This window comes from Mycobacterium sp. IDUB_17 (genome assembly GCF_055419465.1).
On the sequence record NZ_JBVAXS010000002.1, the window covers coordinates 1,053,734 to 1,076,355 of the forward strand.

General features: G+C 66.3%; 25 protein-coding genes and 3 tRNA genes. 17 read left to right on the forward strand and 11 right to left on the reverse strand.

Features of this window, described 5'->3' with window-relative positions:
• Positions 1 to 90 precede the first annotated feature (90 nt).
• The 11 genes from ACZYZ7_RS12300 (at position 91) to rplA (ending at position 4,817) form a co-directional block, all read left to right on the forward strand.
• Positions 91 to 163: transfer RNA gene (locus tag ACZYZ7_RS12300), tRNA-Thr, on the forward strand.
• A 39-nt stretch (positions 164 to 202) separates the two neighbouring features.
• A tRNA-Met gene (locus ACZYZ7_RS12305) sits at positions 203 to 276 on the forward strand.
• A 45-nt stretch (positions 277 to 321) separates the two neighbouring features.
• Complete coding sequence (gene rpmG / locus ACZYZ7_RS12310; RefSeq protein WP_003881823.1) at positions 322 to 489, forward strand: 50S ribosomal protein L33; 168 nt, start codon at positions 322 to 324, stop codon at positions 487 to 489.
• Between the two features lie 9 nt (positions 490 to 498).
• Positions 499 to 963 (forward strand): (3R)-hydroxyacyl-ACP dehydratase subunit HadA, encoded by a 465-nt coding sequence (gene hadA / locus ACZYZ7_RS12315; RefSeq protein WP_135452797.1) that lies wholly within the window; start codon positions 499 to 501, stop codon positions 961 to 963.
• A complete protein-coding gene (hadB, locus tag ACZYZ7_RS12320) occupies positions 963 to 1,391 on the forward strand; it encodes a (3R)-hydroxyacyl-ACP dehydratase subunit HadB (RefSeq protein ID WP_135452798.1) in 429 nt (142 codons plus the stop codon). The genes hadA and hadB overlap by 1 nt, the downstream gene beginning before the upstream one ends.
• A gap of 14 nt (positions 1,392 to 1,405) precedes the next feature.
• On the forward strand, positions 1,406 to 1,915 hold the full coding sequence (gene hadC / locus ACZYZ7_RS12325; RefSeq protein ID WP_135452799.1) for a (3R)-hydroxyacyl-ACP dehydratase subunit HadC: 510 nt from the start codon (positions 1,406 to 1,408) through the stop codon (positions 1,913 to 1,915).
• Between the two features lie 177 nt (positions 1,916 to 2,092).
• Positions 2,093 to 2,165, forward strand: a tRNA-Trp gene (locus ACZYZ7_RS12330).
• 70 nt (positions 2,166 to 2,235) lie between these two features.
• Complete coding sequence (gene secE, locus ACZYZ7_RS12335; RefSeq protein ID WP_450071414.1) at positions 2,236 to 2,703, forward strand: preprotein translocase subunit SecE; 468 nt, start codon at positions 2,236 to 2,238, stop codon at positions 2,701 to 2,703.
• Positions 2,704 to 2,730: 27 nt separating this feature from the next.
• Positions 2,731 to 3,534 (forward strand): transcription termination/antitermination protein NusG, encoded by an 804-nt coding sequence (gene nusG / locus ACZYZ7_RS12340; protein WP_135452801.1) that lies wholly within the window; start codon positions 2,731 to 2,733, stop codon positions 3,532 to 3,534.
• A gap of 70 nt (positions 3,535 to 3,604) precedes the next feature.
• The gene (gene rplK, locus ACZYZ7_RS12345) at positions 3,605 to 4,036 is read left to right on the forward strand and encodes a 50S ribosomal protein L11 (RefSeq protein ID WP_450071324.1); all 432 of its coding nucleotides are present in this window, start codon (positions 3,605 to 3,607) and stop codon (positions 4,034 to 4,036) included.
• A gap of 73 nt (positions 4,037 to 4,109) precedes the next feature.
• The gene (rplA, locus tag ACZYZ7_RS12350; protein WP_044516013.1) at positions 4,110 to 4,817 is read left to right on the forward strand and encodes a 50S ribosomal protein L1; all 708 of its coding nucleotides are present in this window, start codon (positions 4,110 to 4,112) and stop codon (positions 4,815 to 4,817) included.
• Positions 4,818 to 4,890: 73 nt separating this feature from the next.
• On the opposite strand, the gene ACZYZ7_RS12355 is transcribed toward rplA, so the two are convergent.
• The 7 genes from ACZYZ7_RS12355 to ACZYZ7_RS12385 form a co-directional block, all read right to left on the reverse strand.
• On the reverse strand, positions 4,891 to 6,117 hold the full coding sequence (locus tag ACZYZ7_RS12355) for an RNA polymerase sigma factor (RefSeq protein WP_450071323.1): 1,227 nt from the start codon (positions 6,115 to 6,117) through the stop codon (positions 4,891 to 4,893).
• Between the two features lie 6 nt (positions 6,118 to 6,123).
• Positions 6,124 to 6,819, reverse strand: a complete 696-nt coding sequence (locus ACZYZ7_RS12360) for a YciI family protein (protein ID WP_450071322.1) — start codon at positions 6,817 to 6,819, stop codon at positions 6,124 to 6,126.
• Between the two features lie 104 nt (positions 6,820 to 6,923).
• Positions 6,924 to 7,784, reverse strand: a complete 861-nt coding sequence (locus ACZYZ7_RS12365) for a cyclopropane mycolic acid synthase family methyltransferase (RefSeq protein WP_450071321.1) — start codon at positions 7,782 to 7,784, stop codon at positions 6,924 to 6,926.
• A 184-nt stretch (positions 7,785 to 7,968) separates the two neighbouring features.
• Positions 7,969 to 8,847 (reverse strand): cyclopropane mycolic acid synthase family methyltransferase, encoded by an 879-nt coding sequence (locus ACZYZ7_RS12370; protein ID WP_450071320.1) that lies wholly within the window; start codon positions 8,845 to 8,847, stop codon positions 7,969 to 7,971.
• A gap of 161 nt (positions 8,848 to 9,008) precedes the next feature.
• Positions 9,009 to 9,926, reverse strand: a complete 918-nt coding sequence (locus ACZYZ7_RS12375) for an alpha/beta fold hydrolase (protein WP_450071413.1) — start codon at positions 9,924 to 9,926, stop codon at positions 9,009 to 9,011.
• A gap of 9 nt (positions 9,927 to 9,935) precedes the next feature.
• Complete coding sequence (locus tag ACZYZ7_RS12380) at positions 9,936 to 11,303, reverse strand: ABC1 kinase family protein (RefSeq protein WP_463741013.1); 1,368 nt, start codon at positions 11,301 to 11,303, stop codon at positions 9,936 to 9,938.
• A gap of 52 nt (positions 11,304 to 11,355) precedes the next feature.
• Positions 11,356 to 12,363, reverse strand: coding sequence for an oxygenase MpaB family protein (locus tag ACZYZ7_RS12385; protein ID WP_450071318.1), 1,008 nt, complete (start codon positions 12,361 to 12,363; stop codon positions 11,356 to 11,358).
• Positions 12,364 to 12,439: 76 nt separating this feature from the next.
• Here ACZYZ7_RS12385 and ACZYZ7_RS12390 point away from each other — a divergent pair, with 76 nt between their 5' ends.
• Positions 12,440 to 13,039 carry a TetR/AcrR family transcriptional regulator gene (locus ACZYZ7_RS12390; protein WP_135452809.1) on the forward strand — a complete coding sequence of 200 codons (600 nt, stop codon included), beginning with the start codon at positions 12,440 to 12,442 and terminating at the stop codon, positions 13,037 to 13,039.
• 13 nt (positions 13,040 to 13,052) lie between these two features.
• On the opposite strand, the gene ACZYZ7_RS12395 is transcribed toward ACZYZ7_RS12390, so the two are convergent.
• A complete protein-coding gene (locus ACZYZ7_RS12395) occupies positions 13,053 to 13,652 on the reverse strand; it encodes a DinB family protein (RefSeq protein WP_135452810.1) in 600 nt (199 codons plus the stop codon).
• A gap of 13 nt (positions 13,653 to 13,665) precedes the next feature.
• Entirely contained in the window at positions 13,666 to 14,193 is a 528-nt protein-coding gene (locus ACZYZ7_RS12400) for a DinB family protein (RefSeq protein WP_450071317.1), read from the reverse strand.
• 61 nt (positions 14,194 to 14,254) lie between these two features.
• Here ACZYZ7_RS12400 and ACZYZ7_RS12405 point away from each other — a divergent pair, with 61 nt between their 5' ends.
• The gene (locus tag ACZYZ7_RS12405; protein ID WP_450071316.1) at positions 14,255 to 15,226 is read left to right on the forward strand and encodes a helix-turn-helix transcriptional regulator; all 972 of its coding nucleotides are present in this window, start codon (positions 14,255 to 14,257) and stop codon (positions 15,224 to 15,226) included.
• On the opposite strand, the gene ACZYZ7_RS12410 is transcribed toward ACZYZ7_RS12405, so the two are convergent.
• Positions 15,219 to 15,767 (reverse strand): nucleotidyltransferase family protein, encoded by a 549-nt coding sequence (locus tag ACZYZ7_RS12410; RefSeq protein WP_135452813.1) that lies wholly within the window; start codon positions 15,765 to 15,767, stop codon positions 15,219 to 15,221. The two genes, ACZYZ7_RS12405 and ACZYZ7_RS12410, sit on opposite strands and share 8 nt — an antisense overlap.
• A 64-nt stretch (positions 15,768 to 15,831) precedes the next feature.
• Here ACZYZ7_RS12410 and ACZYZ7_RS12415 point away from each other — a divergent pair, with 64 nt between their 5' ends.
• From ACZYZ7_RS12415 to ACZYZ7_RS12430, 4 genes are read left to right on the forward strand one after another with little or no spacing between them, the layout of a single operon-like run.
• Complete coding sequence (locus tag ACZYZ7_RS12415; RefSeq protein WP_167857737.1) at positions 15,832 to 16,584, forward strand: endonuclease/exonuclease/phosphatase family protein; 753 nt, start codon at positions 15,832 to 15,834, stop codon at positions 16,582 to 16,584.
• Between the two features lie 18 nt (positions 16,585 to 16,602).
• Entirely contained in the window at positions 16,603 to 20,730 is a 4,128-nt protein-coding gene (locus tag ACZYZ7_RS12420) for a glycoside hydrolase family 38 N-terminal domain-containing protein (protein WP_450071315.1), read from the forward strand.
• Entirely contained in the window at positions 20,727 to 21,344 is a 618-nt protein-coding gene (locus tag ACZYZ7_RS12425) for a DUF7158 domain-containing protein (RefSeq protein WP_450071314.1), read from the forward strand. Before ACZYZ7_RS12420 ends, ACZYZ7_RS12425 begins: the two co-directional genes overlap by 4 nt.
• 17 nt (positions 21,345 to 21,361) lie before the next feature.
• Positions 21,362 to 22,264: an ROK family protein gene (locus ACZYZ7_RS12430; protein ID WP_463741073.1), complete on the forward strand. Its 903-nt coding sequence runs from the start codon at positions 21,362 to 21,364 to the stop codon at positions 22,262 to 22,264.
• Here ACZYZ7_RS12430 and ACZYZ7_RS12435 read toward each other — a convergent pair.
• Complete coding sequence (locus ACZYZ7_RS12435) at positions 22,165 to 22,599, reverse strand: winged helix-turn-helix transcriptional regulator (RefSeq protein WP_135452816.1); 435 nt, start codon at positions 22,597 to 22,599, stop codon at positions 22,165 to 22,167. The genes ACZYZ7_RS12430 and ACZYZ7_RS12435 overlap by 100 nt on opposite strands.
• Positions 22,600 to 22,622 lie beyond the last annotated feature (23 nt).

The window sequence follows — 22,622 nt, forward strand, 5'->3', positions numbered from 1 at the left end:
CCGGGCGGCCGCGTTGACCTGCGGTTTGGTGCGGCCGCCGGGGAGGTTGTACCCTCTTTAAGGCCCCGCAGCCGCAACGCTGCGGGACAAGCCCCCTTAGCTCAGTCGGCAGAGCGTTTCCATGGTAAGGAAAAGGTCAACGGTTCGATTCCGTTAGGGGGCTCGGTGGACGAGCAGGCGGTGCGCCGACTCGCCTCATCGGGGCGGTGTAGCTCAGCTGGTTAGAGCGCACGACTCATAATCGTGAGGTCGGGGGATCGAGTCCCCCCACCGCTACAGGAACATCAAAGCAGAGCATGATTTTGAGCAGGGAGAACTGACGTGGCGTCGAGTACCGACGTACGGCCGAAGATCACTTTGGCGTGCGAGGTGTGCAAGCACCGCAACTACATCACCAAGAAGAACCGCCGCAACGATCCCGACCGGCTCGAGATCAAGAAGTTCTGCCCCAACTGCGGTACCCACCAGCCGCACAAAGAGTCGCGATAGCAATTCGCCGTGGCTCTATCGACGAACATCGTCGGGATGCACTATCGGCATCCTGAGCACTATGAGGTCGGACGCGAAAAGATCCGCGAGCATGCGCTCGCGGTCAAGAACAACGACGCGTGCTTTCACGATGAGGCTGCCGCAGCCGAGCTCGGACACGACTCGCTGCTCGCGCCTCTGACCTTTATCTGCATTTTCGGTTACCAGGCGCAGTGGGCGTTCTTCGAATGGGCCGAAATCGGTATTCAGGACGCTCAGATCGTCCAGGTCGACCAGGAGCTGAAGTTCCTCAAGCCGGTCAGGGCCGGTGACAAGCTGTACTGCGACGTGTACGTGCACTCCGTTCGCAAGGCGCACGGCACCGACATCATCGTGACCAAGAACATCATCACCGATGACAAGGGTGAGGTGGTCCAGGAGGCCTACACGACCCTGGCCGGGCGTGCGGGTGACGGAGAAGAGGGTTTTAACTGATGGCGCTGCGCGAGTTCAGTTCGGTCAAGGTCGGTGACACGCTTCCGGAGCGCGTGATCCCGTTGACCCGCGGAGATCTGGTCAACTACGCCGGTGTGTCCGGTGACCTCAACCCGATCCACTGGGACGACGAGATCGCCAAGCAGGTCGGCCTCGACACCGCGATCGCCCACGGCATGCTGACCATGGGCCTCGGCGGCGGCTACGTCACCGAATGGGTCGGCGACCCGGCTGCCGTGACCGAGTACAACGTCCGGTTCACCGCGGTGGTGCCGGTCCCCAATGACGGTGTCGGAGCAGAGATCGTCTTCAACGGGCGGGTCAAGTCCGTGGATCCCGAAGCCAAATTGGTCACCGTCGCCATCTCGGCGACCGCGGGCGGGAAGAAGATCTTCGGGCGGGCCGTAGCGACCGCGAAACTGGCGTAAGGAGTTCTGGGCCAATGGCACTCAAGGCTGACATCAAGGGAATGGTCTGGAAGTATCCGTATCCGTTCCTGATCGGCCGCGAGCAGATCCGTCAGTACGCCAAGGCTGTCAAGGCCATGGATCCGGCCAGCCACGACGAGGCTGCCGCCGCCGAACTCGGCCATGACGCCCTGGTCGCGCCACTCACCTTCGCCTCAACTCTGGCGCTACTGGTGCAGGAACACTTCTTCCAGAACGTCGACATCGGCATGGAAACCAAGCAGATCGTCCAGGTGGATCAGAAGTTCGTGTACCGCAAGCCGCTCAAGGCCGGCGATCAGCTGCACGCCATCATGGAGGTCACCTCGGTCGAGGAGCGCTTCGGCGCCGACATCGTCGTCACCCACAACGTCTGCACCGACGATGACGGTGCGGTGGTTCTGGAAGCCATCACCACCATGATGGGTCACGATGCCGACGATTCCATCCAGGTGAAGTGGGATCCGGAAACCGGCAAGGTCATGCGGAAGGCCGCCGGGGAGTAGTTGTCATCAATGGGCGCGATTAGTTTCTGGCGCCCACGCCGGGTACACTCGGAACCCGGGGTTTTTCCCATTTCAGCGCGCTGTCCGTCGGCTTGACCATCGAGCGATCGGAGAGCGCGCGAATTGTGTAAGCCTCGGCGCAGTACGGTGACGAAAGCGCCAGCATGTCACCAACAGAGGGGCGTAGCTCAACTGGCAGAGCAGCGGTCTCCAAAACCGCAGGTTGCAGGTTCAAGTCCTGTCGCCCCTGCTCAAACTGAATACTCGACAACGTGTGGACACTGGAAGGTGACCACGCAAACCAGGATGAAAGGCATGCGGTGAGCGACGAGCGCGAAGGTGCCGGCTCCGCAGACGACACTGGAACCGACGCTGGCACCGATACCGGGGCTACGGACACCACCCACGGCCAGACCGCGGTGGTGACCCGGCCGGTGCGCCCGACCGGTAAGCGGACCCGTCGTGGTGCGGCTGATGAGGCCGACAGTGACGAGGCCGCCGAGGGCGACGCGTCGAGCGACGATGTCAAGGCCGACTCGAGTAAGTCGAAGAAAGCCAAGAAGAACGCGAAGGCCAAGAAGAACGGTCCGTCGCGGAACCCGATCATGTTCGTCGTCAACTACCTGCAGCAGGTCGTTGCCGAGTTGCGCAAGGTGATCTGGCCGAACCGCAAGCAGATGGTCAGCTACACCACGGTGGTGCTGGTCTTCCTGGTGTTCATGGTTGCGCTGATCTCCGGCGCCGACCTTGGACTGGCGCGGCTGGTGTCGCTGGTATTCGGCACCTGATCTGGAATTTGAGAGAGGACTGACAACGTGACTACGTTCGACGGCGACGAGACGGTCGCCGACGAGACCGTCGACGGCGTCGAGTCGCAGACCGACGATCTGACCGAGGGCCAGGAGGCCGTCGAGGCCGATACGGTCGACGAGACGGACGCGGCTCCGGCCGAAGAGGCTGCTGCCGACGAGGCTCCTGAGGTCGACGAAGACGAGGACCCGGCAGTCGCGCTCAAGAAGGAGCTGCGACTCAAGCCCGGCGACTGGTATGTCATCCACTCCTACGCCGGTTACGAGAACAAGGTGAAAGCCAACCTCGAGACCCGCGTGCAGAACCTGGACGTCGGTGACTACATCTTCCAGGTCGAGGTGCCCACCGAAGAGGTCACCGAGATCAAGAACGGCCAGCGCAAGCAGGTCAACCGCAAGGTGCTGCCGGGTTACATCCTGGTGCGCATGGAGCTCAACGACGAGTCGTGGGGTGCGGTGCGCAACACGCCGGGCGTCACCGGCTTCGTCGGTGCCACCTCGCGTCCGTCGCCTCTGTCGCTGAACGACGTGGTGAAGTTCCTGCTGCCGCAGGGCGCGGCCAAGAAGCCCGCCAAGTCCAGCGCCGCCGCCGCGGCCGGTGCCAGCACCGAGGCCACCCTGGAGCGCCCCGAGATCCTGGTCGATTTCGAGGTCGGCGAGTCCGTCACCGTCATGGATGGCCCGTTCGCGACGCTGCCCGCCTCCATCAGCGAGGTCAATGCCGAGCAGCAGAAGCTCAAGGTGCTGGTCTCCATCTTCGGCCGCGAGACACCAGTCGAGCTGACCTTCACCCAGGTCTCCAAGATTTAGTCGCCACAGCGGCTAGTAACAAAGGGCGTTCACGCGCCCTTGGATGAGCAAGTAAAGGAACACCAGAAGCATGGCCCCGAAGAAGAAAAAGGTCGCCGGGCTCATCAAGCTGCAGATCCAGGCCGGGCAGGCCAACCCCGCCCCGCCGGTCGGTCCTGCACTTGGCCAGCACGGCGTCAACATCATGGAGTTCTGCAAGGCGTACAACGCTGCGACCGAGTCGCAGCGCGGGAACGTCATCCCCGTGGAGATCACCGTCTACGAGGACCGCACCTTCAGTTTCGCCCTGAAGACCCCGCCCGCCGCCAGGCTGCTGCTCAAGGCCGCCGGTGTGCCCAAGGGCTCGGGCGAGCCGCACAAGACCAAGGTCGCCAAGGTGACCTGGGACCAGGTGCGCGAGATCGCTGAGACCAAGAAGGCCGATCTCAACGCCAACGACATCGACGCCGCCGCGAAGATCATCGCCGGCACCGCCCGCTCCATGGGCATCACGGTCGAATAGCGAAGCGCATCCCCAGTGGGAGGGCTGGCATCGGCCCGCACCACGACTCCAAGAACACGATTGGATTTCACAAATGAGCAAGAACAGCAAGGCATACCGCGAAGCCGCGGAGAAGGTCGATCGGGACAAGCTCTACACCCCGCTTGAGGCCGCGAAGCTGGCCAAGGAGACCTCCTCCAAGAAGCAGGACGCCACCGTCGAGGTCGCCATCCGCCTCGGCGTCGACCCCCGCAAGGCTGACCAGATGGTCCGCGGCACCGTCAACCTGCCCCACGGCACCGGTAAGACCGCCCGCGTCGCCGTGTTCGCCGTCGGTGAGAAGGCCGAGCAGGCACTGGCCGCCGGCGCCGACGTCGTCGGCAGCGACGACCTGATCGAGAAGATCCAGGGCGGTTTCCTGGACTTCGACGCCGCGATCGCCACCCCGGATCAGATGGCCAAGGTCGGTCGGATCGCCCGCGTGCTGGGCCCGCGCGGTCTGATGCCGAACCCCAAGACCGGCACCGTCACCCCCGATGTCACCAAGGCTGTGGCCGACATCAAGGGCGGCAAGATCAACTTCCGCGTCGACAAGCAGGCCAACCTGCACTTCGTGATCGGTAAGGCGTCCTTCGACGAGGCCAAGCTGGCCGAGAACTACGGCGCCGCCCTCGACGAGGTGCTGCGTGCCAAGCCGTCGTCCTCGAAGGGTCGTTACCTCAAGAAGGTGACCGTCTCCACCACCACGGGCCCGGGTATCCCGGTCGACCCGTCGGTGACCCGGAACTTCACCGAGGCGTAATTTTCTCTGCGCGAGCAGACACAAAAGTGCCCCAGATCTACGGATTTGGGGCACTTTTGCGTCTGCTCGGCAATCAAGGGTTGGCGCATTCAGCGAGCCGACGCCGCAGGAAGACCTGCGCCGGCTCGGAACCGGCGGCTTCACCGTCAAGTGCGATGCGGTACCAGCGCCGGGCCTCTTCGAAGCGGCCCGCCCGGCGCAGCAGATCCGCACGGATCGGTGCCACCGCATTGGTCCGGGCCAGCCGCGGATCGCCGGCCACCTCGTCGAGGGCGGCCAGCCCGGCCGCGAAGCCGTCGCGAAAGCCAACGGCGAGTGCGCGATTGGCTCGAACGACGGGCGAGTCCGTCATCGCGACCAATTGGTCGTAAGCCAGACAGATGGTGGCCCAGTCGGTGTGTTGCCAGGTGGGCGCGGTGGCATGCAGCGCCGCGATCACCGCTTGCGGAAGGTACGTGCCGGATGCTCCCTCGGCCAACCGCAACTGCTCCAGACCCCGCGCGATACGCCCCCGATCCCAATGGCTACGGTCCTGCTCATCCAGCGGGATCAACGCACCGCCCTCGTCCACCCGGGTACGGCGGCGCGAATCATGCAGCAGCACAAGGGCGGAGAGCGCGTGCGCGTCCCGGTTGCCGGGCATCAACGCGCACAGTTCACCCGCCAGCCGCACCCCCTCGTCGCACAGCTCGTCGCGGATCGCCGACGGCCCACCGGTCGACCAGTAGCCCTCGGTGAACACCGAATAGATACAGCCGAGTACGTGCGGCGTGCGCTCCTCCAGAAGCTCCGGCGGCGGAACCCGCAGCGGGATGTTGGCATTGCGAATCTTGTTCTTGGCGCGAGTGATCCGTTGCCCGACCGCGGTGTCGGATTGCAGCAGGGCGCGGGCGATCTCGGTGACGGTGAGCCCCGAGATGAGCCGCAGTGTCAGGGCCAGCTGCGAGCTGCGGTCCAGCGCGGGATGAGCGCAGGTGAACATCATCCGCAGCTCGTCATCGCGCACCGGGTGCAGCTCCCCGTCACCGCCCGACGCGTTCACCTCCTCGTACACCGCTGCGAGTTCCTTTCCGGGACGGGCAGATTCACGCCGTAACCGGTCCAATGCCCGATTGCGGGCCACCGTGGTCAGCCACGCACCGGGATTGGCGGGCACGCCGTCGGCCGGCCATACCCGCAGTGCCTGCGCACAGGCCTCCTGGACGGCGTCCTCGGCCACCGAGAGATCGCCCGACCACCGTGCGAGCGCGGCAACGGCCGGGCCCCACTCGCGCCGAAAGACGCCGTCCAGCTGGATCATCGGCGACTACAGGCCGGAAACCCCGGCCAACTGGCGGACCTCGATGGCTGACGCCGGAATCATCGACGCCAGCTTGACCGCTTCGTCGCGATCGGCGGCCCGCAGCACATAGAAGCCGTTGGCCACCTCGGCCCCTTCGATGTACGGCCCGTCGGTCAGCACCACCTTACCGTCGCGCACCCGCACGGTGGTTGCGGTCGACGGCGGATGCAGCGGCGCCCCGGCAAGGGTCTTGTCGCCGATGGTCTTGGCGAGTTCGCCGTGCTTGGCCGCCTGCTGGTTCCACTCGTCGGTGCCCGGCGTGTTGACGTCCTCGGGCGGCTCCAAGAGCAATGCCAGCCAATCGTTGCCCAGCGGCTGTTCGGGCGCTTGCCAATGGACCATCGGCCACACCTCGACCGCACCGAACTGGGCGACTGGGATGTCGCGGGCCAACGCAAGGGCCTCATCGAGATTGTCGGCCTCGAACACGTAGTAGCCGCACGCCACCTCGGCGCCCTCGGCGAACGGGCCGTCGGTGATCGTCGGATTGTCCGGCCCACCGGTGATGCGGGTGGCGGCGGCGGGCTTGTCCAGCGCGTCGCCCGCCCGGATCGCCGCTGCCGCTTTGGCGTGGAAAGCCTGGAACGCGGCCATGCCCTCGGCCCGCTCGTCGGGTGCGAGTTCCACGTCTCGACTGATCAGTAGTGCGAAGTAATGCATCGTCGTCTCCCGGTGTCAGCGAGTGAGAACCGTCTGTTCCACTCTCTACCTATTCGACGAACGACGGTGCCGGGATGCGACAGGCCGCGCGAGATTGCTTCCGACTACTTCTGCAGCGTGAACTGATGGACGCTGATGTGACCCGAGGCGAAGTACTTCTGGCAGCCGTTGAGGTACTTGTCGTAGCGGTCGTAGACCTCTTGACCCTGGATCGAAATGGCCTGGTCCTTGTGGGCTTCGAGCGCGTCGGCCCAGATCTTGAGCGTCCGGACGTAGTGCGGCCCGATCTCCTGCAGCTGGGTGACCTTGAACCCGGCTTCGGTCGCTCGTTCCTCCTCCATCGACACCGAGGGCAGCCGGCCGCCGGGGAAGATCTCGGTCATGATGAACCGGGCGAACCGGGCGTCTTCGAACGTCATGTGCAGGCCGAGCTTCTGGCCTTGGCGAAGGTCGAATCCCGTGATGTTGTGCAGCAACATGGTGCCGTCGTCGGGCAGCGAGTTGTAGGCCGTCTCGAAGAACGCCGGATAACGCTCGAATCCGAAATGCTCGAAGGCGCCGATCGACACGATGCGGTCGACTTTGTCGTCGAATTCTTCCCAGCCCTGCAGGCGAACTTCGACATTGCGGTCGGTGGACACCTTGGAGAGCTTTTCGATGGCGTATTCACGCTGCTCGCCACTCAGTGTCAGACCGATGACATTGACGTCGTACTTCTCGATTGCCCGCGCCATGCACGCGCCCCAGCCGCAGCCGATGTCCAGCAGCGTCATCCCCGGTTCGAGGCCCAGCTTGCCCAGCGCCAGATCGAACTTCGCGATCTGGGCCTCGTCGCCGGTCATGTCCTCGCGCTCGAAATAGCCGCACGTATAACCCATCGTGGGGCCTAGAAACAGTTCGTAGAATTCATTGGAAATGTCGTAGATCGACTGGAGTTCTTCATATTTCGGTGTCAATTTGGACATATTCGATATGCTCCAAGCTGTAGAGTTCTCCCCGCGAATCTTAGGGTACCGCAGGTCACTACCGCGGGCCTGTTGTCGCCACTGTCAATCAATTTCGTCGGCAAACAAATTTTGCCTGATACGCGATAATTTGTCGGTCGGTGCCTGCGGAAATGCACCGGCTGCGCTTCGTTAGCGAAGGAAATTAAGCGGCGACATGCAGGGTGAACTGGTTGACGTCGATGTACCCGGTCCGGAAGCTGCTCGCGCAACCCGTCAGGTAGCGCATGTACCGGTCGTAGACCTCCTGCGATTGGATCGCGACGGCCTCCTCGCGGCGTTCCTCCAAGTTGGCTGCCCAGATGTCGAGGGTGCGCGCATAGTGCGACTGCAGCGACTGCCGCCGGGTGAGGGTGAACGCGGCCCGCGCGGAGTGCTCCTCGACCATCTCGATCGACGGCAGTCGCCCACCGGGGAAGATCTCGGTCACCATGAACTTGACGAACCGGGCGAATTCGAACGACAACGGCATCCCGCGGTCGATGATCTGCTGTGGTTTCAATCCGGTGATCGTGTGCAGAAGCATCACGCCGTCGGCGGGCAGGGCGTCGTGGGCGAAGCGGAAGAAGTCGTCATAGCGGTCGTGGCCGAAATGTTCGAACGCGCCGATCGAGACGATGCGATCCACCGGCTCGTCGAACTCTTCCCAGCCCGCCAGTAGCACCCGCTTGGTGCGTGGGCTGTCGGATTCGTCGAACAGCTGTCGCACGTAGGTCGCCTGGTTCCGGCTGAGCGTGAGGCCGACGACGTTGACGTCGTAGCGTTCGATCGCGCGCATAACCGTTGCGCCCCAACCGCATCCGACGTCGAGCAGGGTCATCCCCGGTCGGAGGCCGAGCTTGCCCAACGCGAGGTCGACCTTCGCCAACTGGGCTTCCTGCAGCGACATGTCGTCGCGTTCGAAGTACGCGCAGCTGTATGTCCTGGTCGGATCCAGGAACAGGGCGAAGAAATCGTCGGACAGGTCGTAATGGGCTTGTACATCGTCGAAATGGGGTTTGAGTTGCTCCGGTTGTTTTGCCATGCGGCACCTATCGGGAGGAGGCCCACTGGCGAGAGCTGCGCTATGCCACTTCTTGACCTAGCCGCCCCCCCAGGCTGCTTCCAGTGAAGCGTAGAGGCAGTTCGGCCAGCTACCGAGCTTTCCGGTGCCCGGCAAAGCAATTAACGTTGAAGATGCAGAGATCAGGTGGCAATGGCGAAGTTCGTCTTGAGCTCGCCGACGATCTCGTCCCACACGGGTTCGGGGAGCTCATGGCCCATGCCGTCGATCAACACGAGGCGGGCACCGGCGATCGCGCGGGCCACCGCACGGCCCCCGAACGGGCGCATCAGCCGGTCTGAGCGACCGTGGATCACCACGGTCGGCACACTGATCCGCTTGTCGTGGTGGCGCAGGCTGCCGCTGCCGAGGATGGCATCGAAATGCCTGGCGATCCCGGCCGGGTAGTAGGCGCGGTCGTACAGCTCGGCGGCCTGGGCCCTGATCTCCTCCTCCGGAGTCGGATAGCCGGGGCTGCCGTTGATCCTGCTGATCCGAACGGCGTTGTCGATGATGGCTTCTCGCGATGAACTGGCGGGCGGGCCGGTGATCACCGACAGCAGCTGCTTGATGCCGGGCGGCGGCAGCAGCGGCTGGTTGTTGCTGGAGAAGATCACCGCCAGTGTCCTGGTGCGCTGTGCGTACCGGGAGGCGAACACCTGGGCGATCATCCCGCCCATCGAGCCGCCGACGATGTGGGCGGTGTCGATGTTGAGGTGATCGAGCAGGGCGGCAGCATCATCTGCGACATCTTCGAGCGTGTAGACCGACGGGCTGCGCAGGCCCAGAAACGACCGGGCCATCCGCAGCGGCAGCGGGGAGTCCACCCGCTTGCCGGACAGCTTCGTGGACAGGCCGACGTCGCGGTTATCGTACCGGATGACCCGCAAACCCTGGTTGACCAGCTTTTCGCAGAAACCTGTGCGCCACAACAGCATCTGTGCGCCCAAACCCATGATCAGCAGCACGGCCGGATCGTTCGGGTCACCCATGTCCTCGTAGTAGACGTCGACGTCGCCGGGTTCGGCGGACGACTTGGCGAACCCGGTCCGCACCCTCATCCCGGCCACTCAGGCCTCGTTCCCGTCGGCATTGTCTTTGTGTTCGCGGCCGATATCCACCATGAAGTTCGCGAAGTACCCGGTGAGCTGGGGGTCGTTCATCATCTGCCACTTCGGCGCCAGCAGCTTCATGTAGCGCTCGACATAGAGGAACTGCTTGCCGATGAGCACCAGTTCGCGTGGCAGTTTGACGTCGTAGGCATCCGCCAGTGCCGAGAGCTGCTTGCCGATTTCGGCGTAGGACATATCGCCGAGCGACTTCATCGTGAGGGGGGTAGCGAACTTCTCCAGGTCCTTGGCGGCCTCCGCCTCGGGTTTCACCGTTCCCACGGCCCCCATCAGCACCACGATCTTGCCCGCTGCCGCATGATCCTTCTTGACCAGCAGGGCAAACACGAGCTCGCGCAACAACCATCGGGTACGCGGGTCGATGCGGCCCATGATGCCGAAGTCGAAGAACACGATCTTGCCGTCGTCGTCGACGTAGAGGTTGCCCGCGTGCAGATCGCCGTGGAACAGGCCGTGTTTGAGGCCGCCCTCGAACACGCTGAACAACAGGGCCTTGACCAGCTCGGTGCCGTCGAAGCCCTTCTTGCGGATCGCGGCCAAGTCGTCGATACGGACCCCGGTGACCCGCTCCATCGTCAGCACCCGCGGGCTGGTCAGGTCCCAATACACCTGCGGTACCCGGATGTTCTCGCCCAGCGGAGAGGCGTGCATGTGTGACACCCAGGCGTCCATCGACTGGGCCTCCAGCCGGAAGTCGAGCTCCTCGGCGAGATTGTCGGCGAAGTCGGCGACCACGTCCTGCGCCGACAGCCGGCGGCCCAGCTTGGCCAGCTCCACCAGTTGGGCGCCACGCTTGAGGATCTGCAGGTCCGCGGCGACGCGGCGGCGGATCCCCGGGCGCTGGATCTTGACCACCACCTCCTCGCCAGTGTGCAGCGTGGCGAAGTGCACCTGCGCGATCGAGGCGGAGGCGAACGGCTTCTCGTCGAAACTCTTGAACAGGTTCGTCGGCTCGTCGCCGAGTTCCTCGACGAACAGCCTGTGCACCTCATCGGTGTCGGCCGGCGGCACCCGGTCGAGCAGGCTGCGGAATTCGCGGCTCAGCGGCTCACCGAAGGCGCCGGGGCTGGACGCAATGATCTGGCCGAACTTGACGTACGTGGGACCCAGATCAGAGAAGGTCTGCGGCACCTGCTTGATGATCTTCTGCTGCAGCGACCCTTTGCCGAACATGTTGGCGGCGACCCGGACTCCGGTGCGGGTGATTTGCCATCCGGTGGCCCCGATCCGGGCGGCCTCCACGGGCAACGGCACCCGACTCAACCTGGCGACCTCGCGGTGCTTGGTTTTCGGCGGCGTAGTGCTCATAGCTGCAGTGTCTCAAAGGCCACCGTGCGCCCGAAAACATCTGTGCCGTGAGTCACACCGACGCAAACCTTTCTTCGATCTCTTCGCGGCTCAGAACCGGGTCGCTCCCGGGTAGGTAAGTGGGCTCGGTATGAGGGATGGTGGTGCCTGCGGCGACGCGTTTCTGCGCTGCCCGGAACTCCAAGGTGGGGCCCGCCGCGGTGTGTAGTCCATTGATGATCGACCACACCATGGCGCGCCGGCCCGCGCGCTCGATCGGGTTCGGATCGGTGTGCCCGATCAGCTGTTTGGCCCACTTCGGCATGGTGTCACGGATCGCCCAGTCCACGGCGCTCTGTGGCATCGGCAGGTTGGGGCCGGTGGCCATCGCGGCCCCGTGGGTGAGCGCCAACTTGGGCAGGTAGGAGTGTAGGCAGTCCAGCGTCTCGGCCTTGGTTTCCGGCAGGTCGGTGCCACCCAACGCATGTCCGACGCGGATGAACTCCTGGTAGTAGCGGTCAAGTTTCTTACCGCGTAACGGGTTCGGATGGTAGATCTCGTGCGCGGTGGCCAGCCCCCACACCACGGTCGCGTAATTCCAGCGCAGCCAGTCCGGATCGTCGGCGTCATAGGCCGCGCCGTCGGGGCGGGTGCCCTTGATGGTGTGGTGCATGGCGCGCACGGTCTTGGCCACCCGTTCGGCGGTTTCGGTATTGCCGTAGGCGGTGCCGATGAAGAACGCGATGGAGTGGCCCAGTCGCACCGCTGCGCCCTGCGGGTCGATCTGAGGTACTCCGGCCCCGGTTGCATCGCCGTTTTCGTCGCGCTTGACCAGGCGCGAATGGTGCATGCCCATCCAGTAGATCGATGGATCGAGGCGCTCGATGTAGGCCGCGCACTGCAGACCGAAGATCAACGCCTCGGTGTGGGAGTGGACATGCCAGACGGCGCTGCCCGGGCCGAACCAGCCCGGATCGCCTGCCGGCCCGGCGAACTCCATGCCACGGAAGTAGTGCTGACGAATGTCCTTGTCGAACTTCCGCTGCAGCATCTGCTCGAGCACCTGGTGCGGCATGTCCACCGTGGACCCCCTTCTGGTTACGTCCGTAGCCAGAATACATTTTGGGTACGGGTGTGACCAGACTTAGGCTGAGGGAATGTCCAGTCCTACGCGATGGGCCGGCGTGCCGCTGACGGACCGCCGTGCCGAACGTCGCGCACTGCTCGTCGACGCGGCGTTCCGGCTGTTCGGGGACGGTGGGGAAGCCGCGACCTCGGTGCGCTCGGTCTGCCGCGAATGCGGCCTCAACACCCGCTACTTCTACGAGAGCTTCGCTGACACCGACGACCTGCTCGGTGCGGTGTACGACCAGGTGAACGCGGCCCTGGCGGCCGATGTCGACGCCGCGATGGCCGGGGCTGGAGATTCAGTGCCGGCCCGAACCCGGGCCGGAATCGCCGCCGTACTGGGCTTCAGTTCGGCCGACCCGCGTCGGGGCCGGGTGCTGTTCACCGACGCCAGGGCCAACCCGGTGCTGGCCGCGCGACGCGCGGCCACCCAGGACCTGTTGCGCGAGGCCGTGCTGTCCGAGGGTGGCCGGCTCAATCCGGGTTCGGACCCGGTCGCCGCCCAGGTCGGCGCGGCCATGTACACGGGGGCGATGGCCGAGCTTGCCCAGCAGTGGCTGGGCGGGAACCTGGGCGACGACCTTGAGGCCGTGGTGGATTACGCGCTACGGCTGGTCCTGGGCCGCTGATTGCTCAGATCCATCAGACTTCGGCGGGCCGCCAGCGCTTGATCCACTCGGTCTCGGGCCACTGCTCCTCGGCGGCCAGCAATTCGTACATCGTTGCGCGGTCGATGGATTCGCGGATGATGTCGGCATGCCCGGCGTGCCGGCAGAGTTCCTCGATCAGGTGCATGGCCACCCACCGCACCGACCAGTGGTCGACGTCTTGGGGGAACCACGGCACGTCATGGGGGACCGGGACCGCGGTGTCCAGATCCCGTTCGGCGAATACCCGCAGCGTCTCGGCATTCTGGGCCTTGAACGCCTCGAGTAGACCGGCGAGGGTCTCGTCGTCACGCATGACGTGCAGATCGGCGTAGTCGGCCGCCTGTTCCTCGAACGGACGGGGATCCGGCGGCGGGAACTGCGGTGCATACTCGGCGCGGTCGGCCCAGCCCTTCTGTACGGCGGTGACGTGCTTGATCAGACCGCCGACCGACAGCGCGCTGACCGACGGGGTTGACCGCGCCTGCTCATCGGTGAGGCCGTGCGCCACCGCTAAGAAGGCGTTCTGCTGAAAGGCGACGAAATCGATCAGGGTCTGACGTTCGTCGCCGGCGGGTGGGGGCATTCCTGGCATGGCTCAGTTCTCCTCAGCTGTTGTGGGTCGTTTGGTTGGAGTGCACGTAAAGGTCACGGATGCAGGCGATTTCGGCGCCGTGGTGGATTACCTCCCGGTTGATGTGCAGAACAAGTACGGCCATCGGCTCATCGCCGTAGTGCCCCTCCGCGGGCCCGCACGGCTTCTTCAGGTCATCGTCGTCGAGGCTTCTGACCCCGTCGATCCAATGTCGGTAGGCGTCGTCGAGTTGTTTCAGGGCCGTGGCCGCATCGGTGGCGTAAGGCCAGGACTCGTAGTCAGCCGGCGGCCCGCCGAAGTGCGAGTGGTTGCGCATCGCGAACACCCCGACGATCACGTGCGCCAGGCGCCACGCCATGGTGGTGAACGGTTCCGGTTGTGGCGGTGGATAACTGAAGTCGACAGCGCCGTCGGGGTGAACAGTCCAGCAGTCTTTGACCGGTGCCCAGAAGTACTCGTCGTCGGTCAGGCCGTCCAGACGCGGCCTGAGTTGATGGGTCCAATGGAAGTCCAGTTGGTCGGCGAGGAGGTTTGTCCACATAGGACTACCGTTTCATGCATATAGGACAGATTCGGTCCTAAAAGTGCGGCACACTTCTTGCATGGCCGTGAGCACTGAAACCACCGGCCGCGTACTGCAGCTTCTCGGACTGTTGCAGTCGCGCCGGGCCTGGACGGGTGAGGAACTGGCTGACCGCCTCGGCGTCACCACGCGCAGCGTCCGCCGTGACATCGAGCGGCTGCGCGAACTCGGATACCCCGTCCACGCCAGCAAGGGCCAGGGCGGGGGCTATCAACTCGGCGCCGGTGCGGCGCTGCCGCCGCTGCTGCTCGACCCCGACGAGGCCGTCGCGATGGCCGTCTGTCTGCGGCTGGCCGCCGGCGGAAGCGTCGCAGGCGTCGGCGAAGCCGCACTGCGGGCGCTGTCCAAACTCGACCAGGTCATGCCCGCGCGATTGCGTTCGCAGGTCTCGGCGGTGCACGACGCGACCGTCACCCTGGCCCCCAACTCGTCGGACGCGCCCGTGGAACCCGAGGTGCTGATGACCCTGGCCCGGGCCTGCCGCGACCACGAACACGTCAGCGCCGACTACACCGACATCCGCGGCAATCACACCCAGCGGCGGTTGGAGCCCTATCAACTGGTGACCACCGGACGGCGCTGGTACCTCATGACCTATGACCGTGACCGCGAAGACTGGCGCAGCCTGCGGCTGGACCGGATGTCGGCGGTGGCGGCCCGCGGCAGCACGTTCGTGCCACGCGAGGCTCCGGACGCGGCCGACTACGTGCGCCGCTCGATCAGCGCCTCGCCGTACCGCTACAGCGCCCGGGTCCGCTACCACGCCCCGCAAGAGGTTGTGGCACAAAAGTTTCCACCGGCATCAGCCACCGTCGAGGCCGACGGACCCGACGCCTGCATCGTCACCGCGGGCGCCGACGACTCCGAACGCATGGTGCTGTACTTCGCCACCGTGGGCTACGACTTCGAGGTGCTCGAACCACCCGAGGTGGCGACGGCCGTCAGTGCTGTTGCCGCCCGCCTGCACGCCGCCTCGCAGCGGACTACGTGATGCCGAGCCGGTCGACGAGCTCCAGGAACGCGGCGGCGAAGTCGTTGTCGGCTGTCGTGACCCGCACCGCATCCCAGTCGACCTGCTCGCGCACCGCACGGGCCGCCGGCAACAGCGCCGCGAAGTCGCAGTGGTGTTCGTTGAGCGACAACAGCTTCTCCGACACCACCAGAGTCGGCGGCAGGACCGGCATCCGGATCGCCAGCACGTCGAGCACCTCGGCGGATCGCAGCGTCGCCGCGTCCACCGAGGCCCCGTTGAGTTGGTAGAGCACGTCGACCAGGACGTCATCGTCGGGATAGGCCTTGAACAACCAGTCCTCGGGGACGTGCACGATCTGAAACCCGGCTTTGCGCAACGTCACCTCGGCCGCCTCGGCGTCGGCCTCCGCGACCACGAAATCGACGTCGTGCACGGGTTCGGGCGCGCCGTAGACCCACAGCGCGTAGCTGCCGGCGAGCGCGAACTGCGGCCCGTGCGCCTTGAACGCCGCCGCGGCGCGCTTCAGTGCGTCACGAAGGGCGTCGTTGCGGTCGAGCATGTGTGATCCCGGGTCTGTCGGGCGCCGATGGTGGAGCCGGCGCGGTTGTGGGTACTGAGTACCCATGCGGCTGGCGACTTTCAACATCCTGCACGGGCGCAGTGTCCACGACGGCGACGTCGACCTGGGCAGATTGGCTGCCGCGGTGGCCGAACTCGACGCCGACATCCTCGCTCTGCAGGAAGTCGACCTGGATCAGCCGCGCTCGGGCAAGGCGGACCTGACCGCCGTGGCCGCTGACGCGATGAACGCCGTGCACCACCGGTTCGTCGCCGCGATCTCCGGAACACCCGGTGCCACCTGGATGGCCGCCACCGGCCGCGAACAACCCGGCACCGCCGCCTACGGCATCGCCCTGCTCACCCGGTACCCGGTCGAGAACTGGCAGGTGTTGCGGCTCCCGCGGATACCGGTCCGGTTCCCGATGTACGTCTCGGGGATCCGCCGGTTCCGGATCGTCCACGAAGAACCCCGGGCCGCGATGGTGGCCCGCGTCGATACGCCACTCGGCGCGATCTCGGTGGCCAATACCCACCTGTCGTTCGTGCCGGGGTGGAACCGGGTGCAACTGCGGCATCTCGTGCGGGATCTGGGTGGCTTCCCGGGCCCGAGGATTCTCATGGGGGACCTGAACTCGGGCGCGCCGGAGCACTGGCGGCCGCTCGGGGCCGCCCCGACGTTTCCTGCCGACACGCCGACCACGCAACTCGACCACATCCTCACCGACGACCCCACGCTGGCCGCTGCCGCATACGCTGCGCCGCACTTACCGATTTCGGATCATCGGGCGCTGGTCGTCGACATTTCGGTGCCTTGACGTCGTAGGGTTTTGCAGATGCACGTCACGTCAGTGGAGACGACGGAGCTGTTTGCCGGGCCCGAGGATGCCCCTCGGCAGCTGGTTCGGGTGCGATACGAGGCCTGTGCCTCGCCGACGCCCGTGCGGGTCAGCGGGGACGGGCTCTCCGGTGAGGCGATCGCCGCGCCCGGCGACGGCGCCGTCGAGGTACCGGTGGACGTCGAGCGGGGTGTGCCCGGCGAGATCCGGCGCGCCCGGGTGGGCTCCACCGACTTCGCGTTCACCGTGGCGGAGCCGGGCTGGACGATGTACATGATCAGCCACTTCCACTACGACCCTGTCTGGTGGAATACCCAGGCCGCCTACACCAGCGTGTGGACGGAGGACCCGCCCGGTCAGTGCCGGCAGACCAACGGATTCGACCTGGTGCACGCACACCTGGAAATGGCCCGCCGTGTTCCGGAGTACAAGTTCGTGCTGGCCGAGGTGGACTATCTCAAGCCCTACTGGGACGCCCGACCCGGAGACCGGGCCGATCTGCGCCGGTTCATCGCCGAGGGCCGCGTCGAGATCATGGGCGGCACCTACAACGAGCCCAATACCAACCTCACGAGCCCGGAGACCGCGATCCGGAACTTTGTGGCGGGCATGGGTTTTCAGCGTGACGTGCTGGGTGCCGACCCGGCCACCGCCTGGCAGCTCGACGTGTTCGGGCACGACCCGCAGTTTCCCGGGATGGCGGCCGACGTCGGCCTGACCTCCAGTTCGTGGGCCCGCGGGCCGCATCACCAGTGGGGTCCCATGCAGAACGACGGCGACCCCGAGCGCATGCAGTTCGCGAGCGAGTTCGAGTGGATCGCGCCCTCGGGCCGAGGGCTTCTCACGCACTACATGCCTGCGCACTATTCGGCCGGATGGTGGATGGATTCCTCGGCATCACTGGCCGAGGCCGAGGAATCCACTTACACGCTGTTCACCAAACTCAAGCGAGTTGCGTTGACCCGCAACGTGCTCCTACCGGTCGGCACCGACTACACCCCGCCCAACAAATGGGTAACCCAGATCCACCGCGACTGGAACTCGCGCTACGTCTGGCCGAAGTTCGTGTGCGCGCTGCCGTCGGAGTTCTTCAGCGCGGTGCGGGCCGAGATCGACGAGCGCGGGATCACGCCGTCCCCGCAGACCCGCGACATGAACCCGATCTACACCGGCAAGGACGTCTCCTACATCGACACCAAGCAGGCCAACCGGGCTGCAGAGGATGCGGTGCTCGACGCCGAGCGGTTCGCGGTGTTCGCCGGGCTGCTCGGCGGCGCCGACTATCCGCAGGCGGCAATGGCCAAGGCGTGGGTGCAGCTGGCTTACGGAGCGCATCACGACGCCATCACCGGATCGGAATCCGACCAGGTCTACCTCGACCTGCTCACCGGCTGGCGCGATGCCTGGGAGCTGGGCGTCACCGCTCGGGACAACGCCTTGGGCCTGTTGTCGGAGGCGGTCGATGGGTCAGTAGTCGTGTGGAACGCGGTGGCGCACAACCGGACCGACATCGTCACGGTGCATCTGGACGAACCGTTCTCCGGTGCGGTGCTCGACAGCGACGGCAATGACGTGCCCGTGCTGGTCGAGCATGACGGCGCGACGGTGAGCTGGCTGGCCCGCGACGTGCCGTCACTGGGCTGGCGGTCCTACCGGTTCGTCTCCGGGACGGCGCGCGGCTGGAAACCGCTGGCCGGAGACGAGATCGCCAACGACCGCTACCGGCTGCGCGTCGACGCGGCCCGCGGCGGGGCGGTGTGCTCGCTTGTGGACGACGGGCGCGAGCTCATCGCCGCCGGCGGCGTCGGCAACGAACTGGCCGTCTACGAGGAGTATTCGGCCCACCCCCAAGCCGGGGAAGGGCCCTGGCACCTGCTGCCCACGGGGCCGGTGGTGTGCTCCTCGGCCGGCCCGGCCGACGACGTGCAGTGTTATCAGAGCCCACTCGGGCAGCGGGTGATCGTGCGAGGCCGCATTCCAGACCTGTTGCGCTACACCCAGATCATCACGCTCTGGTCCGGTGTGGACCGCGTCGAATGCCGCACCGTCATCGACGAATTCGTCGGCGCGGACCGTCTGGTCCGGCTTCGGTGGCCTTGCCCGGTACCCGGCGCGCTGCCGGTGAGCGAAGTCGGCGACGCAGTGATCGGTCGCGGATTCGGGCTGCTGCACGACGGTTCGGATCATCACGCCGTTGACGCCGCGCAACACCCGTGGACGCTGGACAACCCGGCCTACGGTTGGTTCGGGCTGTCCTCGGCGGTACGGGTGCGCATCGGCGCGGCGGTACGGGCGGTCTCGGTGGCCGAGGTGGTCGCTCCCGACGGTGTGAACCCCCGCGATCTGATGGTGGCCCTGGTGCGGGCCGGCGTCACCGCCACGTGCAGTGCCGCCGACAAGCCGCGGTACGGCGACCTCAGCGTCGACTCCAACCTGCCCGACACCCGGTTCGCTCTCGGCGGTCCGGATGAAAACCCGTTCACCGAAGCTGTTCTCGCCGAAGCGGACGTCGCTTACACCGATGAGCTCAAACGTCAGATCGACGCCACCGGATCGGCTCGGGTGTGGGTGCCTGCCGCCGCGCCGTTGATCGAACACTGGGTGCCCGGCGCCGATCTCCGCGGCGTGCGCACGTTGCCGGTGCTGATCCTGGCCGGCGACCTCGATGCGGTGGTCGATGAGCTGGGGCAGGCCGAAATCGCCGTCACCCAACAGGCTCCCGCGGCGGCCGAGCCGTTCGAGGCCCGCACCGTGGCACTGCTGAACCGCGGTGTGCCGAGCTTCGCGGTCGAGCCGGACGGCACCCTGCACACGTCACTCATGCGGTCCTGCACCGGCTGGCCGTCCGGCACCTGGATCGACCCGCCACGGCGCACGGCACCGGACGGATCCAACTTCCAACTGCAGCATTGGACACACACATTCGACTACGCACTGGTCAGCGGTGCCGGTGACTGGCGGGCCGCGGGGGTCGCACCCAGCGCCGCAGAATTCAACCGGCCGCTGCAGCCGGTGGTCGTCGACTCGGACGCCGGTGGCGGGCTGCCGGCGTGGGGATCGCTGCTGGAGATCGAGCCCGCCGGGTCGGTGCAACTCGGTGCACTCAAGGCGGCCGGTAATCCGCTGGCGTCGGGCAGCGTGCGCAGTGCCGATCCGGTCGACGGGGTCACCGCGCGTCTGGTCGAGATCACCGGTAGTTCCGCAGAAGTCACGCTCCGCTCCGGCCTGCGCGCGGTCTCGGCCGCCGCGAACCTGAACCTGCTGGAGGAGCCGGCGCCCGAGCAGCCTTCGGATCTGAGGCTGCACGGCTACCAGATCGCCACGGTGTCGACCCAGCTCAATCTGCCCAAGGTGGTGCGTGCCGAGCACCGGAGGTTGGCGCCGGAAGCCGAGGCGGCGCAGCCGTTGTATGCCAGGTACTGGCTGCACAATCGCGGTCCGGCTCCGTTGGGTGGCCTGCCTGCCGTCGCATACCTGCACCCCGAAAGCACTGCCGGGCAACCTGGTACAGACGTCGTGGTGCGCCTGACCGCGGCCAGCGACTGCACCGACGACGCGCTGCACGGTCGGGTCAGGTTGTCCGCCCCGCCCGGGTGGGAGGTGCACCCCGCTGAGCTGCCCTATGTGCTGCCGCCCGGGGAACACCTGGAAACCGATGTGGTGCTGAGCATCCCGGCCGGGGCCGGGCCCGGGCTGTACCCGTTGCGCGCCGAACTCGTGGTGACCGGTGGGGGTGCGGCCCTGCCTCCGTCGTGGCGGCAGGTGGTCGAGGACGTCTGCGTCGTCACGATCGGTGAGACCAGCGCCCAGGTGCTCAAGCTGGTGTCCGATCCACATGCCGTCGACGTCAAGGCCGGTGAGACCGCGCGACTGTCGATCACGATCGGCACCGACGCACTCGCGGACCTGACCGCTGAGGCGCACCTCATCAGCCCGTGGGGAACGTGGGAATGGATGGGGCCTGCGGCGGTGGGTGTCGAAGTGCCCGCTGGTGGTACCGCCAAGATCGGGTTCGACGTCGCGCCGCCATCGTGGGTCGAGCCGGGCCAGTGGTGGGCGTTGATCCGGGTGGGCTGTGCCGGGCGGCTGATCTACTCGCCTGCGGTGAAGGTCACGGTGCGATGAACCAGGTGGCTTGGGTGGCGCAGGTGGCCGGAAAACCGGTGTCGATCAAGGAGATCGACGAGAGGGAGGCAACACTGCGAGCAGGAAACCAGGTCTCGGCGCTGCCGCGCCCCGGAACCAGCGAGGGGCGTCAGCTGCGTCGGTGGCTGACTCAACTGGCGGTGGCCGAACGGGTGGTCGACGGCGAGGCCTCCGCGCGCGGACTGTGTTCCGATGGTGTGCCGGCTCTGGGTGAGGTGCTCCCCGACACCGCGGCCCGGCTGGAGATCGGCAGTGTCGCCGCCGCCACGCTGGGCACCCCCCTGGCCCGGGCGGTGTTCGCGGATGTGACTGCGGCGGTCGATGTTTCGGACGCAGAGGTGGCCGGATATCACGCACGCAATCCGCTGCGCTTCGCCGAGACACAGGCCGGGGCGCACGGATGGCGCGCGGGTCCTGTCGCACCGTCCCTTGACGAGGTCCACGACCGGATCGCCGCGCACCTGCGGGCGGCCGCTCGAAGGCAGGCTTACCGGCAGTGGCTCGATGCGCGATGCGCCGCCCTGGTGGAACTCGCCCCCGGGTATGAACACCCCGGTGATCCCCGCCAGCCGGACAACACGCACAAACACTAGGAATGCCCAACGTGACCCTGACTCAGCCGGTGACCCTGGCGCTCGACATCGGCGGCACCAAGATCGCCGCCGGCCTGGTGGATCCCGACGGAAAGCTGGTCCATCGGGCCCAGCTGCCGACCCCGGACGGTGATGCCGAGACGGTGTGGGCTGTCGTCGAGAAGCTGCTCGGCGAGACCATGCGGGCCGCGGACGGAGCCGCGACCGGCGTCGGCGTCGCCTCCGCCGGGCCGATCGATTTGCCCAACGGCACCGTAAGCCCGATCAATATCACTGAGTGGCAACGCTTTCCGATCGTCGAGCGGGTTGCCGGCGTTGCCCGATTGCCGGTGCGACTCGGCGGCGACGGGCTGTGCATGGCGCTGGGAGAGCAGTGGTGCGGGGCCGCCCGGGGTGCGCAGTTCCTGCTCGGCATGGTGGTTTCGACCGGGGTCGGCGGCGGGCTCGTTCTCGACGGCGCACCGTACGACGGCCGCACCGGTAACGCCGGGCACGTCGGCCACGTCGTCGTCGCGCCCGACGGCGGTGAGCTGTGTACCTGCGGCGGGCACGGCTGCGTCGAGACCATCGCATCGGGGCCGAGCATGGTGCGCTGGGCCCGCCGACAGGGCTGGTCCGGCACTGACGCAAAGGCGCTGGGCGACGCGGCAAATCACGGAGATGAGCTGGCCATCAAGGCCTTTCAGCGTGGCGCCCGCGCGGTGGCGGCCATGATCGCCTCGGTGGGCGCGGTATGCGACCTGGACCTGGTGGTGATCGGCGGGGGAGTGGCCAAGTCCGGGACATTGCTGTTCGACCCGGTCCGTGCGGCGCTGGCGGACTACGCCGGGCTGGACTTCCTGCGCGGGCTCCGGGTGGTGGCGGCCGAACTCGGCGGGGACGCAGGCCTGGTCGGTGCGGCCGCCCTGGCGCGTGACTGACGCTTCCGCTTCTGAATCTCCATGTGGGTGCGACCCCACTCGCACAACGCACCTAGCACCGGGCCCAGCGTCTTGCCGTATTCGGAGATCGAATAGTGCACGCACGGTGGCACCGTGCCCGCATCGTGGCGGTCGATGATCCCGGCGTCGACCAGATCGTGCAGATGCCGGATGAGCATGCGCTCGGTGATGTCGGGAATGCTGCGGCGCAACTCAGCGGTGCGCATCGGCCCGTCGGCCAACCGCCACAGGATGGTGCCTTTCCAGCGCCCGTCGATGACCGACAGTGTCGCGTCGATCGGGCAGTCGCCGACCTCTTTCTTGGAAACCGCCATCTCCGGCCCTTCATATGCTGACT